This window comes from Chitinophaga pinensis (assembly GCF_007896845.1).
Lineage (GTDB): Bacteria > Bacteroidota > Bacteroidia > Chitinophagales > Chitinophagaceae > Chitinophaga > Chitinophaga pinensis_C.
This window is the reverse complement of record NZ_VOHS01000040.1, coordinates 1-14,206: the sequence shown is the minus strand read 5'-3', so window position 1 is coordinate 14,206 and position 14,206 is coordinate 1. Positions and strand designations below refer to the sequence as shown.

Here is a 14,206-nt window from a genome sequence, read left to right as displayed (position 1 = left end):
GTAATGGGATTTGCTTTGCTGACGGAGATTTATTTCCGTCACAGCTACTTTGCTGATAATTGTTTCAGGGACCTGCGCTTGCTTCTGCCTCAACAAACAGCAACAGAAATGCGGCGTTATGGTTTACTATTCCGCAGATTGCCGGACAGGATCGTCGTGCTCTTTAATGCCGCCGGTACTGATCGGCAGACCCTATTACAGGAGCGTGTTTCGCTGCTTTTCGAGTTACATCTGCAGGACAAGTATTTCTATAACTACACTGCATTACAGCAAACGGATGTCCCCGGAACAATGTTATTTTTCAGCAATCAGCGTGAATATGCTTCGGGTAAATTGCACAGGCAGGCGCTTGTTTCTGCGGATGATCTCATCCCCGCAGCGACGGGCAATGGAGGTGTCTCTGCCCGTCCGTTTGCCAGAATAGCACTTACATTCACGCCTGATCTGCTGCCGGCATATGAAATCAGCTTCGCCGCAAAGGCAACAAGGTGGTCTTACTTCCTGATGAGCAACGATCTCGCGTCGCTTGCCAAACCATCCATTGTAGATGCCCGTGGTAGTATACAATTTGCCGCACCGCAACTGATAGATCTGCCCGACGGGAAACGTGTATATACACTTATTTCCGAACAGGCGTTAACGTTATCTCAGCGATCAGCATATACCTTTCAGCTCGTAGCGGGCGGAGGTGACAGTGAGCCACACCGGACCATCATCCAGGTATTACCATCTCCTGATATCACCGCTGTTTCCGCAGCAGGTACAGCCGTATACGACCACACTCAGGCATACTCTGAAATCTTTTTATACTAAACTCAAATCCGCACAGCTATGGCTTCAACACTCATGACTCCGGGCGTTTATATAGAGGAAAAAAACGCCTTCCCCAGTTCTGCCGTCGCCGTCGAAACAGCAGTTCCCGTCTTTATCGGCTACACACAAAAAGCCGAACGGTTTGGTAAGTCGCTTCTGCAAAAACCAACTCGTGTCACTTCCTTCGCGGAATTTGTGGAACTCTTTGGCGCAGGCTTCCAACCTAAGTTCAGCATTGCTGATCCGGCCGCTGACTATAAAGGCGAAACCTTTATCATCAACGGCGCTCCAAAAATTGTACAGATCAAAGAAAAGAACACTTTCTATCTGTACAACAGTATCCGCCTGTTCTACGCCAACGGCGGCAGTAACTGTTACATCGTCTCTGTAGGCACCTATGGCGATAAGCCGGACGGTCTCGAGATCTCTCTCGACGACTTTATCGGGTCTGACACCAAACCGGACATCCTGCTGTTGCTGGAGAAAGAGTTTGAGCCGACCCTGGTAGCGATTCCTGATGCTATCGCACTGGGAGAAGCAGCCTACAATACTGTCTACACAAAAGTACTGGCACACTGCGCGAAAACGCAGAGCCGCTTTGGCATCTTCGATCTTGCAAAACAAGGTCCTACTGATACCACAGACAGTGTCGTAGCCAGCTTCAGAGACAAGATCGGCATTAACGCACTGAACTACGGTGCAGCGTACTATCCATGGTTGAAAACAGCCATCGTACAGGGTACAGAAGTTGACTTCGAAAACCTTGACGCAGCTGTTGATCTGGGTACCTTGTTACCGGAAGATCTGGCAAAACAGGTAGTAACGGCTTATAAAGCGATCGCTACGCCTGACGCCAATGCAAAGAAGAATTATCACCAGTCACTCAAAGCATCCAGCCCGGTATACAACAGTATTCTGGAAGAGATCCGCTCTACGCTGAATGAACTGCCTCCGAGTGGCGCTATTGCCGGTATCTACACACTGGTAGACAGCTCCCGTGGTGTATGGAAATCACCCGCCAACGTATCTATCAGTATGGTCAATGCACCTGCAGTGAACATTTCTGCCGATGAACAGAAACAACTGAACGTTGACGTACTGGCTGGTAAATCCATCAACGTGATCCGTCCTTTCCCCGGTGTAGGTACACTGATCTGGGGTGGCAGAACACTGGACGGTAACAGCCAGGACTGGCGTTATATTAACGTACGCCGTACCCTCATCATGATCGAACAGTCCATTAAACTGGCAGCACGTACTTATGTGTTCGAGCCAAATGATGCGACTACCTGGGTGACCGTAAAAGCGATGATCGACAACTTCCTGAACAACCTCTGGAAACAGGGCGCACTGGCAGGAGCTGCTCCTGAACAGGCTTACGACGTACAGCTGGGTCTTGGTTCTACCATGACACCACAAGACATCCTCGATGGTAAAATGCTGATCACCGTAAGGGTTGCCATTGTAAGACCTGCGGAGTTTATCGTGATCACATTCCAGCAGATGATGCAGCAATCTTAATCTGACAAACTGATAACCTATTATTTTACTATTAAAAGCTTATAACTATGGCAGATGACGGCTCTACCCAGGCCCAGTCCACGTGGCCTCTTGTCAAATTTTCGTTCAAGGTCATGTGGGACGGTGCTGAACTGATATTCCAGGAAGTAACCGGATTATCTTCAGAAACGCAGATCATAGAATACCGTGGTGGCAGCAGCCCTGTTTATTCAACGGTGAAAATGCCCGGTATCCAGAAATTCTCCAACGTTACTCTCAAGAAAGGTATTTTCAAAGGAGACAAAGCGCTGTGGGATAAGTATAAAGGTATCACCATGAATACCTATAAACGTATCAATATCGTTGTGAGCCTGCTCGATGAGAAACAGGATATCGCAATGAGCTGGACACTGAAGAATGCATTCCCATGCAAGATCACAGTGACTGACATGAAATCTGACGCTAACGAAATAGCTGTAGAGACTATGGAAGTAGCGCATGAAGGTTTAACACTTACTGAATAGTAACCTATGGATCCCGCATACCCACCGGTGGGGTTTTACTATAAAGTAAACTTCATCAGCTATCCAGGTAAGCAGGAAGGCAATTTTCAGGATGTTACCGGTATTTCCGTCAGCATATCGCCGGAAGAGGTCAGGGAAGGGGGAGAAAACCAATTCGTTTATAAACTCCCTTCCCCTCCTAAATACAGTAACCTGGTATTACGGAGAGGAATGCTTATTGGCTCGGTCGTAACAGAATGGGTCACAAAGAGCCTCTCCACTTTTACCTTCAAGCCCACCACCGTTGTGGTGATGCTGCTTGATGAAAAGAGCAAACCGCTTTCTTCATGGAAATTCTACGGCGTTTACCCGGTCAAAATGGAAGTCTCCGGCTTAAAAGCCATGGGCGTCGGGGAGATCGTGATAGAGACGCTTGAACTGGCGTATAAATATTTTGAAACAACCAAATGATCTGTAATGCCGCTTGAAATAAGGGAATTAGTCATTAAAGTGACCATCTCTTCCGATGCTGCAAAAACAACATCGGTATTGCCTGATGAAAAGAGCCTCCGGCACTGGAAAGAAGGCATTATCAAAGAGTGTGTGGAAAATATCCTGAACAGGATGAAAACCGAAGCCGAACGATAAACTATGGGACAGATCAAAAAACTGCAGATAGCGGCTTACGCCGATCCTGCAGGTGTGAATCAACTGCTCGGTACTATCGCCGCAACAATCAATCCGTCCAGTTACTCTCTGAGCTATACCGCTCAGTATGAGCTTTCCAAAGAGGACGGATCCAGTAGCCCTACCCAGATCTTTAAGGGTATGGGCCAGTCTGATTTTAATCTGGACCTCCTTGTGGATGGTACCGGCATCATCCCTATTCCGGATGGTATGTCGGTAGACCGCTATATTGATCGTCTGAAATACCTGATGTTTTCCTATCAGGGGACCGTACATCGGCCGAACTATCTGAAAATAAGCTGGGGTAACCTTGTATACAGAGGTGTATGCACCAGCTTCACGACCAACTATAAACTCTTTAACGCTGATGGTACTGCCCTCCGGGCAGAAGTGAAACTGGTAGTGGCCCAGTCAACAGACTTCAAAGGCAAAAAGCAGAAAGCCGCCAAAGAATCGCCGGATCTGACGCATATCAGGACGGTGAAAGCTGGCGATACACTTCCTATGATGGCTTATCGTATCTACGGAGACGCTTCCTATTACATGGAAGTGGCAAGGGTGAATGGCCTGAACAGTATTCATGCCATCCGTCCGGGAGATGAGTTGTATTTTCCACCTTTAAAGAAAGTATAATATGCCCGCACAAAGCCCTACAAATATTACTGATCCTACATTGAAATTTACAGTCTCTGTAGAAGGCACTGCCGTACAGGAGGCTGTTTTTATATCTTCCATCGACGTGACGCATGAGATCAATAAGATCTCTTTTGCGGAAATCGTCTTTGTGGAAGGCACCGGAGATATCGGCTCCGCCGGAGATGCGGGCGACTTTCCCGCCAGTGCACGCAAGGACTTTGTTCCCGGTGGTAATATCGCCGTCACTGCCGGTTATGGTGATGATACCGAGCAATCTATTTTTAAAGGTATTATCGTCAAACAGGCCTTGCGTATTAATAAATCCACCGGGTTTGAACTGGTGCTGACCTGTAAACACGAAGCGGTGAAGATGACACTCGGACAAAAGGAAGGCGAGTTCTCCGAAATAACAGATAGCGCCGTAATGACAAAAGTGATGGGGGCTTATAGTCTGAGCAGCACAGTAGAAAGTACTTCTGCACAGCAGGAAATGCTATTTCAGAAAATGGCAACGGACTGGGATTTCGTATTGGCCCGTGCTGCGTTTAACGGTTTTATCACCACGATGGGGGATGACGGCATCAAGATCGGTAAGCCAAACTTCACGGCCGATCCGGTGTTAAATATCACTTACGGTGATTCGATCATCACCTTCAACGCAGAGATCAATGCTGAAAAGCAGCCACCTTCTCTGGATGCCGCTGCCTGGGATCCGCAGACACTCGCCGTGATCACCTCCGCAGCCACTGAACCTACCCTCAATCAACAGGGCGCGATCACTGCCAAAACCTTGTCTGAAAAGCTGGGACAGACCGCCCTTAAAATGATATCCAGCGCTCCGCTGGCACAGGCGGACCTGAAAATATGGGCAGACAGTACCCTGCTGCGTATGCGTATGAGTGCTGTAAAAGGGACCGTATCTTTTATCGGGAATGCATTACCTCAACCGGGTAAGGTAATTTCGCTGGAAGGTGTGGGACCACAGTTTGATGGGAATGCGTTTATCAATAAGGTACGGCATGTGCTGGAAGATGGTCAGTGGACCACTTATGTGCAGTTTGGTGTGCCGGACAAACCGATCTTTGAAAGGGAACTCTTTTCCAGTACCGTGGCTAACGGACAGATGCCCGCTATTCACGGTTTGCAACTGGCGACCGTTTCTAAGATCTCTGAAGACCCGGGGGCGGTGTATCGTATACAGGTAAAGCCGGCTGCTAATGTCGATGGACAGAAAGGAATCTGGGCAAGACTGGCCAGTTTTTATGCCACCTCAGGCGCCGGCGGGGTGTTTTGTCCGGAAGTAGGAGATGAGGTCATTTTAGGCTTCCTTGAGAGTGATCCGCGCTTTCCGGTCGTATTAGGTAGTCTGTTCAGCAAGGGGAAAGTACCGCCGGTTACACAGGCAGACGAAAAGAATAACACCAAAGCATTCTATAGCCGCAGTAAACTGGAGATCAACTTTGACGATGATAAAAAGATTCTGAAAATCACTACGCCGGGTAATAATATGATTACGCTGAGTGACGATGGAAAGTCCATAGAAATAAAAGATCAGAATAATAATAGTATAAAACTCGACGATAGCGGTATATTGCTGAATTCTCCGAAAGATATTACCCTGAAAGCGACCGGTAACATTACCTTAAATGCGACCGGTAAGGCAGAACTGAAAGCCACTCAGGATATGGAGATCAGCGGCATGAATATCAAACAGACCGCTCAGGTGGGCTTTACGGCTAAAGGGACGGCCAATGCCGAACTATCCGCCTCCGGCCAGACAGTAGTCAAGGGCGGTATGGTGATGATCAACTAAAATTTGTACAATGGGAACACCAGCAGCAAGACTGACTGATATGCATACCTGTCCGATGCAGACGCCCGGACTACCACCTATACCACATGTCGGCGGACCGATAGTAGGTCCCGGCGTTCCAACGGTATTGATAGGGAAGATGCCTGCCGCCGTGTTAGGTGATAGCTGCGTTTGCGTAGGTCCTCCTGACTCGATCGTAAAAGGCTCCGCCACAGTAATGATAGGCGGGAAGCCTGCTGCCCGTATGGGCGATACGACTGCACATGGCGGCAGTATTGTACTCGGTTGCCCCACCGTATTGATAGGAGGTTAAACATTCTTAAAATGGCGATTCACTCTTTCTTAGGCACGGGATGGTCATTCCCCCCGTCATTTGATAAAGCCGGCAGCAGCGCTTTGATGAGCCATGCCGTTATTGATATAGAAGAAAGCATCCGCATCATTCTCGGTACTATACCGGGGGAGCGGCTGATGCAACCTACCTTTGGCTGTAATCTGCACCGGCTCGTATTTGAGCCTGCCGATACGGAAATGCTGACGGAGATCAACGATCTGATCTCTCACGCCCTGCTCGACTTCGAACCAAGGGTGAACTTCTCCGGAGTTGACATACTCATGCAGGATCAGGCAGCCGGTACGCTGCACCTCCAGATACATTACACCATCATTGCCACCAACACCAGACATAATATGGTCTATCCGTTTTATTTTCTGGAAGGCACCAACATTGCGTCTCCCAATCTGCTGCCGTAGCGCGTACAAGCGATGAATAAACTATTCGATTATATGAGGGATGGCATCAGCCAGTCAGAGCGCAAACTGGAAGCGCTGCTGCCGTCCTATGTGAAGATTGATGAACGCAGTCGGGAAGACCTGTTGCTATTTCTCTCCGAACTGGCAACGCAATTCAACTATTATAATTTTCAGGATAAGATAGACGGCGACTGGCGGGAATTCCTCCAGGCTGATATGCTCATCATGATCACGGCTATCTCCCGCCTCGATTTTACCCGCTGGCAGGAAAAGCAGTCAGGTATACAAGAGGCACTGGAATCTGTGAGCGGAGACGCTAAATTATATGCACTGCTGGCCGAACTGTTTAACCTGATATTCACGATCGCCAATCAGCTGGCAGCACACCTTCAGCAGCTAAAGAAAGCCGACCAGCAGGCCCTGACCTGGATCTATACCGACCAGATTATGGAGAGCATTACAGAAGATGTACTTAAAATGTTGCAGTTTGAAGAACAGGCCATCCTGCTGTTCACACCTGCCACGCATTTTCGTACCATCCCTGTTACCGATGAACTGGCGGTTAATTTCCCCTCATTAGCGAAAAAGACAAACAGAGTGCCGGCGGTATTTCTGGGGTATCAGTCCCTGAATGAAGTCTATAACGACCTGCGGACTAAATTCTACCAGATAACCAGTGCCGCGCAGTTTTACCTGCGCAGACGCCCGGATTCCCTGCAACACCATCCGCATATTGGTATGCTGATGGCCTTTACGCAATTGTATGGCCATCTGCAGGACAAGCTGAATAAACTCACCGGCCAGCATCAGGACTATTATTACCGGAATGTACTGGGACTGAAACAAAAACCCGCCATCCCGGATCAGGTGCATATCTTCCTCGATGCACAGCCACAGAGTATGCCGGTAACTGTTCCCAAAGGAACGGCTATGGTTGTAGAAACAGGGGCTGGCGCTGTTCCGGTGACTTACCGTATGGCACATGACCTACGTGTCAGTCATACCAACATCCGCTCACTCAGGACCGTCTACGTCAACAGATACAGACAGATAGCCACCGAAGATCCGCATCTGTCAGATATTATGGAAGCGCAGGTCTACGCTGCCACCCACGAAGTACCTCCGCCGGCCGCCTATATACCCGGCGCACTACCGGTGACCTCGTGGCCTATGCTGGGAGAACCCCAACAAGACCTGCCACGGGATAAGCGTACCATGGAGGAAACAGAAATGGGCGTTATACTGGCTTCACCGTTGTTATATCTTACCGAAGGACAACGCACCGTCGAACTGGATCTTTATTTTGAACCGGCTTCTTATGAAAAGCTGCTGGCCTATATCCAGAACTTCGCAGCGGTCACTAACAAACAGGAAACACTGGTGATGAATGAGCTGTTATCATCTGCATTTATCATTTCCTATACAACGGCCACCGGCTGGCATAAACTACCGAAACACAGTATTCGCAGCAGTAACCGCGCAGGTGGCGCAAACGCGTTCTTTATTACCCTCCTGTACGATGTAAACGCACCAGCGGCTGCCCTCTACGATCCTTTGTTACACGGTGGCGCCTATCAGAGCAAACTGCCTTTGTTGCGGCTGATGCTCAACAACAACAGCTTCCATCACCCTTATTCCTATCTGCCCATGTTATGGCTGGAAAGGGTGAGCCTCCGTGCACAGGTAAAAGGCTATCGTTCTGTCAAACTCTTTAATAATGCCGGTCCATTGAGTCCGGCCAATCCGTTTCAGCTGTTTGGTCCGCAGCCAGCTCTCGGCTCTTTCCTCGACATCCGTGACAGCAATGTTTTTAACACCTATACGAAGACTTTCCGTATCCAGCTGGAATGGCTGGAACTACCACACGTAGAAAACGGTTTTAATGAGCATTATGCGGCTTATAATGCCGGTATGACCAATGACGCTTTTGTAGCCGGTATCAGCGCATTTGAGAACGGAGAAATTCATCCGGAAAGAAATCAACAGCAACTATTACCGCTGTTTAGAACATATACAGACGAAAAAGGAAGGGTGATCCTTTCCGATAAGTCTACACTCAAAAATATCGATCTTAAAAAGATCCATTTTCTGAACAGGCCTTTGATGGATAAAGAACCGTTCATTGCAGACGGGTTCTATAATGACGGCGCTATCCGACTGGAACTGGCGGGTCCGCAGGAAGCCTTCGGACATAAGGCATACATGAAATTATTCCCGGAAGTCATGGCCCATAACGCCAGCCGATGGGGCAGAAAGAAGCCCATTCCCAATATGCCTTATACGCCGTTGGTGAAATCTATCTCTATCGACTACGTACTGGAACAGGCAGAGATCCTGAAACCCGAAAAAGCAGGCGAAGAAGCACAGACACTACAGATCTTCCACCTGTATCCTTTCGGACACCGGCAGGCTTATCCTTCTTCTTTTCAGGGCGATTTTACTTTGTTGCCCACTTTTGAAGACAGATCCAGCCTGTATATAGGACTGGATGGAATGCAGCCACAGGAAGAAATTTCCCTGCTCTTCCAACTGGAAGAAAAGCATCGCAATCATACGCGGGTCAATAAGAAACCGGATCTGCACTGGAGTTATCTCTATAATGACCGTTGGGTACCTTTCAACACCTCCCATATACTGACTGACACCACCCAGTTGTTTCTGAACAGTGGCGTGGTAAGTCTGAAGACGCCTCCGATCAATAGCTCGGGTAACACAAGACTGGATAAACAGTTGCAATGGCTGCGCCTGTCCTCACCGGAAGAAATGCAGTTTCGTCCCATGATCAAAGGGCTCTTTGTCAATGCCGCCATTGCCTGCCGGGATCAGTCAGATACGATCGTATCGACTTCATTGCCTTCCATGTCCATCAAAGCATTACAGCACGAATTAAAAGGGATACAACGCGTGTGGCAGTTGTTCCCTTCCTTTGGCGGCAGACCGGCGGAAACAACAGAAGAGTACTATGTACGTATCAGTGAACGCCTGCGGCATAAGAACCGACCCATGTATGCCATGGATATCATTCAGCTGATCCTTGAGGCATTCCCTGATATCCTGATCGTTAAATGTGCCACCAATATTGCTGCTTCTGATGTCCAACTGGTCATCGTACCAAAACCATTTAACGGTAAGTATGAGAACACGGAGCCGCATGTAGATATTGTGACATTGTTCCGTATCCATGGATTCATCGCTAACCTGCTGCCGCCCTTTATCAAAGTGACCGTCCATCACCCGGTATATGAAAAAGTGAAGATCGTATGTGATGTACGGTTTATAGACAAGGCCAGTCTGACCGACAAAAACTATTACCTGACACAGTTACAGAATGATATCAGCCGATATCTTACGCCGTGGTTGTTTGATACACATACCGAAGTGAAAATGGGCGGTACCATGTATACCGCTGATGTACTGAGTTATATCAAAAAGTTGCCTTACATATCCTATGTAACCGGTTTTTCTATGGTACACTTTTTTGAAGAAGACGATCCCAATGGTGATTACATTCATTGTATGCTCGACACCGCTGTCAGCAACACGGAGTATGTCAGAGCCTCCACGGCAGAAGCAGTGCTCATACCAGCACCGCATCATTCCATCCGTGTAATAGACGAATGGGGCTACCGGGAGCCCGAACCTATTGGTATCAGCGGTGTGATCACAGGAGAAGAGATGATCATCGGACAACACGAAAGAAACAGCTATAGGGATGATGACGATTCCCATTATGCAGAAGGAGAAATTATTTCACTCACCATACAACCAAAATAACCGACTATGGCGACGAAAAATAACACCAAAATATATGGCAGGGAAGAGCTGAAGGAGCATTTCCGTAATGGAAAACTGCCAACAGAGCACCACTTCGCACACCTCATTGATTCTACTATCAATAAACAGGAAGACGGCTTTTCGAAAGACGAAGAGAATGGGATGCTGGTAGCTGCATTAGGCAGTTCCAAACGACTGGTGTCTTTCTATCGTACCAACGATGATCTTGAACCGTTCTTTCTGATGGAGAAAGACGAGCGGGAGAATCCGGGTTTCCGCATGCAACCGCATACCAATGGCTCTGACGAATCTACCACCGATGCAAAGAGTTTCTTCCTTCATCAGAATGGTAATATGGGTGTAGGTACCCGGTGTAACCCCTGTTATAAAATGGAGGTGACCGGTTTCATTGCCATGGAAGGACGGGTAGGTACCTACAGGATAGGAAAGGTACCTGCGGATGGGAAGTGGCATGCCATCATCAGCGGACTGGATAACTGTCAGGCCTTTGAGGTGATTGCCCGCACCGGCAGACGTAATTCCGGCCGTTTTGCGATTATGCATGCCTATGCGGTGACTGCTTTTAATAAATGGTCGTGGGGAAGGATCAGAAAGACATCTGCGCATTATGGCTTTTTCTGGAACCGTCTGCGTTTGCGCTGGAAAGGAAGTACGCACCATTATGCCTTACAGCTGCGTACCAACAGCAACTATGGACCTGACGTAGAAATCTATTATCGTATCACCCGTCTTTGGGATGATACCGCGTTTATGCCGAAGGAATACTACCACTAAGTTTTGTCAATGAAGCATATTCCCTTACAGATCAGCCGTGACAAAGAAAGGGATAATACCCTTGACTTTGCCAGACTCAGAGCAGAAGCCCTGACACTGGTACAGGAACTGTCAGGCCATGTCTGGACAGATTATAACCTGCATGATCCCGGTGTCACTATACTGGAACAGCTTTGTTTTGCCCTGACAGATCTCGCCTATAAAACGGATTTTCCGATCAATGAAATTCTGGCGGATAAAGAAGGCCGGATCAGTGCACGGCACAACGTATTCTTCAGTAAATCAGATATCCTGAATTCCGGCCCGATAAGCGTAGCCGATTTCCGGAAACTGTTACTCGATCAGATAGACCGGGTCGAAAACGTCTGGATAGAGTCGATTACATCCGATTATACACCGGGTGCTTCCAAAGGTGTATTCAGGGTATTGATCCAGCCGGATGATGCCCTGACCAGAGAATTGGAAACCAATATTTCTGCTGCGGAGAAAATGGTAGAAGTCGTACGGAACTGTCTGATGCGCAACAGGAGTCTGGGTGAGAATTTCGAGGAGATCACAATTCTTAAAGCACAACATATTTCTATCAGGGCCACGATCATGGTAGATGCGCATTATCCGGTGAAAGAAACCCTCGCCTATGTGTGCAATGCTATAGAACAGGTCGTACACCCACCGGTGCGTTTTATCTCAGAAGGAGAACTGCTGGAAGCCGGTTACGCTACAGAAGATATTTATCAGGGACCGGAACTGAGTAAAGGTTTTGTGCCTGCTGAAGATCTGCGGGAAAGAAAACTACAGGTAGATCCGTCTGAAATGGTGAAGGCGATTTCTCAGTTGCCCGGCGTGATTCAGGTGAAATTCCTGCATGTCTCCTCTGATGGCGTGAATTTCAGCAGTAAACCAATTATCATACAACCCGGCTATTATCCTTATGTTGATATCACTGACGCAAGGAATGATATCGGCATCTTCAGTGATCAGTTTGAACAGCACTCACGTGATGCTATCTTCTGGAATGTATTCCGTAAGATCAGAGAGACGCGGAAGCGGCATTACACCGCACAGGAAAAAGGGCTGCCTGATCATTCTTTGGAAGGCGCTTACCGCAACAGTACGCAGTATTATTCCTTACAGCATTTCTTTCCGGCTATCTATGGTACGGGAGAGGAGCAATTATCCAGTCATGAGCCTCCGCAGAGAATCGCACAGGCGAAACAACTCAAGGCTTATCTCTTGTTCTTCGAACAGATACTGGCGGATTATCTGGCGCAGCTGGGTAACCTTGCTGCTATCTTTTCTCCTGATATAGACAGTGTTCCCGCTACGACCTATTTCTCGCAACCATTATACGATGTGCCACATGTAAAGCATCTCCTGAGAGCATTTACGGAAAGTGGCCGGAACTGGGAAGATTTCAAGAAAGATAAAAACAATGAATATGTAAACGCCTTACGGGAAATGTCCGAAGGCGATGCCTTATACCAGCAAAGAAAGATCCGCATCTTTGATCACCTGCTGGCACGTTTTAATATCGTCGTTCCGAGATATCCTGTCAGTCTGTATGATCTTCTGTATCATCCTCCGGATGAAAGGATCGTATCAACTGTGAGTTACGCTGGAAGGCCGGCATCCTGCAACAACTGCCGGTATTGCTGAAGGGAAAGACACAGGGATACAACTACATGATGGATCCTGAGATGAGTGGTGTGTTCTCCGGTTATCAGCAGTGGATTTATAAGATGCTGCATATCGAACGTGATGTGAAACAACCGCTGACAGCAGTATTCGACAGAGATCACCTTGATATGAGTGTTTCCGGCGCGTGGCATCCGGTACCGATCGCAAAGCAATTGCAGGTAAATGGCGAAAGTATCTGGTACAATGATGATATTCCTGATACGGCGATAGACACCAAACAGTATCATTTCGGCCATCAGCCAATTTCGTTACTGAAATTTGGTGCAGATCAGTCCAACTATCGTATTGTAGAAGATGAAGGGAATGGCTATTATGTCGTGTTGTACAAGGCGCCCGGTCAGCATACGTGGCACGCGGCAGCCAAACACAGAGACCGGGAAGCTGCGATAACGGCACTGCATCAGATGATCAGACATCTGCAGGTGATCAGTGCCGATTCGGAAGGGTTTTATATCGTAGAACATACCCTGCTGAAACCAACGCTTCGCATGCGGGCATATGGTTTCCGCCTGTTATCCTTTGGTGGCAAATTGTTACTGGAACTACGCCTGATGCGTACGTTTGAAGAACGTGAAAGTATCCTGAAACGTCTGCTGGAAACAAACTGGGCAGCGATGTCTCCTGCGGATATGTACCAGCAGCTGACAACAGACTGTTTCCTCTACACACATACGGCCAGCTTTGACAACGATATGCAGGAAATTGCCCGTTGTCTGGCGATGATCGCGGCAGGACATGATGCACAGTATCCGAAGATGGAATACTATGTAGATTCAGGAAACGGACAGGCCTTACTGATTCATTTTATCGCCCGGCGATCACCATCGTGCTGCCTTCATGGCCGGCCAGATTTCAATATGCGGAGTTCAGGAAATTCACAGAAGACCTGATCCGCGAACAGACACCTGTTTACTATAAAGTCTCCTTCCGTTGGCTGGGGATTGCAGATATGCGTCATTTCGAGAACATTTATTTCCCGGGCTGAAAGCCTTGCCTGATCTTTATCTGCGGGGAATGATACCAACACAGCGGTCAAGGATGCTGGACTTTCTGACTAAAAACAGGAAACCATAGGATGGCGGATTCCCAACATATTATCCGTCGCTGGACTTTTGACATCCAGTACGCTGACAAGGACAGTGCAAGGGTTTACAGGACAAAGTCAGCAGCCTGTTCAATCTTCATTTGTCTGCCGCCGCAGAAAAGGTGATAGATGAAGTATTATCTCCCGGAG

Annotated in this window: 13 protein-coding genes; all 13 read left to right on the top strand. The window is 48.1% G+C overall.

What is annotated here, in order from left to right:
- Window positions 1-3 precede the first annotated feature (3 nt).
- The 13 genes from FEF09_RS24535 to FEF09_RS24480 are packed head-to-tail and all read left to right on the top strand — an operon-like array spanning window position 4 to window position 13,862.
- Window positions 4-813, top strand: a complete 810-nt coding sequence (locus tag FEF09_RS24535; protein ID WP_146307579.1) for a hypothetical protein — start codon at window positions 4-6, stop codon at window positions 811-813.
- Window positions 814-831: 18 nt separating this feature from the next.
- Complete coding sequence (locus tag FEF09_RS24530) at window positions 832-2,334, top strand: phage tail sheath family protein (protein WP_146307578.1); 1,503 nt, start codon at window positions 832-834, stop codon at window positions 2,332-2,334.
- A 47-nt stretch (window positions 2,335-2,381) separates the two neighbouring features.
- Entirely contained in the window at window positions 2,382-2,837 is a 456-nt protein-coding gene (locus FEF09_RS24525; RefSeq protein WP_146307577.1) for a phage tail protein, read from the top strand.
- 6 nt (window positions 2,838-2,843) lie between these two features.
- A complete protein-coding gene (locus FEF09_RS24520; protein WP_146307576.1) occupies window positions 2,844-3,287 on the top strand; it encodes a phage tail protein in 444 nt (147 codons plus the stop codon).
- Between the two features lie 6 nt (window positions 3,288-3,293).
- Window positions 3,294-3,464, top strand: a complete 171-nt coding sequence (locus FEF09_RS30940) for a DUF5908 family protein (RefSeq protein WP_186774503.1) — start codon at window positions 3,294-3,296, stop codon at window positions 3,462-3,464.
- 3 nt (window positions 3,465-3,467) lie between these two features.
- Window positions 3,468-4,136: a CIS tube protein gene (locus FEF09_RS24515; protein WP_146307575.1), complete on the top strand. Its 669-nt coding sequence runs from the start codon at window positions 3,468-3,470 to the stop codon at window positions 4,134-4,136.
- Window position 4,137: 1 nt separating this feature from the next.
- Window positions 4,138-5,952 carry a type VI secretion system tip protein VgrG gene (gene vgrG, locus FEF09_RS24510; protein ID WP_146307574.1) on the top strand — a complete coding sequence of 605 codons (1,815 nt, stop codon included), beginning with the start codon at window positions 4,138-4,140 and terminating at the stop codon, window positions 5,950-5,952.
- Window positions 5,953-5,962: 10 nt separating this feature from the next.
- Window positions 5,963-6,265 (top strand): PAAR domain-containing protein, encoded by a 303-nt coding sequence (locus FEF09_RS24505; RefSeq protein WP_146307573.1) that lies wholly within the window; start codon window positions 5,963-5,965, stop codon window positions 6,263-6,265.
- A gap of 11 nt (window positions 6,266-6,276) precedes the next feature.
- Entirely contained in the window at window positions 6,277-6,705 is a 429-nt protein-coding gene (locus FEF09_RS24500; protein ID WP_146307572.1) for a GPW/gp25 family protein, read from the top strand.
- Window positions 6,706-6,738: 33 nt separating this feature from the next.
- Window positions 6,739-10,479 (top strand): hypothetical protein, encoded by a 3,741-nt coding sequence (locus FEF09_RS24495; protein ID WP_146307571.1) that lies wholly within the window; start codon window positions 6,739-6,741, stop codon window positions 10,477-10,479.
- A 6-nt stretch (window positions 10,480-10,485) separates the two neighbouring features.
- A complete protein-coding gene (locus tag FEF09_RS24490) occupies window positions 10,486-11,274 on the top strand; it encodes a hypothetical protein (RefSeq protein ID WP_146307570.1) in 789 nt (262 codons plus the stop codon).
- 9 nt (window positions 11,275-11,283) lie between these two features.
- Window positions 11,284-12,930: a hypothetical protein gene (locus FEF09_RS24485; RefSeq protein ID WP_146307569.1), complete on the top strand. Its 1,647-nt coding sequence runs from the start codon at window positions 11,284-11,286 to the stop codon at window positions 12,928-12,930.
- Window positions 12,924-13,862, top strand: a complete 939-nt coding sequence (locus FEF09_RS24480; protein WP_146307568.1) for a hypothetical protein — start codon at window positions 12,924-12,926, stop codon at window positions 13,860-13,862. Before FEF09_RS24485 ends, FEF09_RS24480 begins: the two co-directional genes overlap by 7 nt.
- Window positions 13,863-14,206: the final 344 nt, after the last annotated feature.

Excerpts from the sequence above, each read along its gene's own strand:
- FEF09_RS24520 (WP_146307576.1), top strand. The coding sequence starts at position 2,844 with ATGGATCCCGCATACCCACCGGTGGGGTTTTACTATAAAGTAAACTTC.
- FEF09_RS24535 (WP_146307579.1), top strand. The coding sequence starts at position 4 with ATGGGATTTGCTTTGCTGACGGAGATTTATTTCCGTCACAGCTACTTT.
- FEF09_RS30940 (WP_186774503.1), top strand. The coding sequence starts at position 3,294 with ATGCCGCTTGAAATAAGGGAATTAGTCATTAAAGTGACCATCTCTTCC.
- FEF09_RS24530 (WP_146307578.1), top strand. The coding sequence starts at position 832 with ATGGCTTCAACACTCATGACTCCGGGCGTTTATATAGAGGAAAAAAAC.
- FEF09_RS24505 (WP_146307573.1), top strand. The coding sequence starts at position 5,963 with ATGGGAACACCAGCAGCAAGACTGACTGATATGCATACCTGTCCGATG.
- FEF09_RS24495 (WP_146307571.1), top strand. The coding sequence starts at position 6,739 with ATGAGGGATGGCATCAGCCAGTCAGAGCGCAAACTGGAAGCGCTGCTG.
- FEF09_RS24515 (WP_146307575.1), top strand. The coding sequence starts at position 3,468 with ATGGGACAGATCAAAAAACTGCAGATAGCGGCTTACGCCGATCCTGCA.
- FEF09_RS24500 (WP_146307572.1), top strand. The coding sequence starts at position 6,277 with ATGGCGATTCACTCTTTCTTAGGCACGGGATGGTCATTCCCCCCGTCA.
- FEF09_RS24490 (WP_146307570.1), top strand. The coding sequence starts at position 10,486 with ATGGCGACGAAAAATAACACCAAAATATATGGCAGGGAAGAGCTGAAG.
- vgrG (WP_146307574.1), top strand. The coding sequence starts at position 4,138 with ATGCCCGCACAAAGCCCTACAAATATTACTGATCCTACATTGAAATTT.
- FEF09_RS24525 (WP_146307577.1), top strand. The coding sequence starts at position 2,382 with ATGGCAGATGACGGCTCTACCCAGGCCCAGTCCACGTGGCCTCTTGTC.
- FEF09_RS24485 (WP_146307569.1), top strand. The coding sequence starts at position 11,284 with ATGAAGCATATTCCCTTACAGATCAGCCGTGACAAAGAAAGGGATAAT.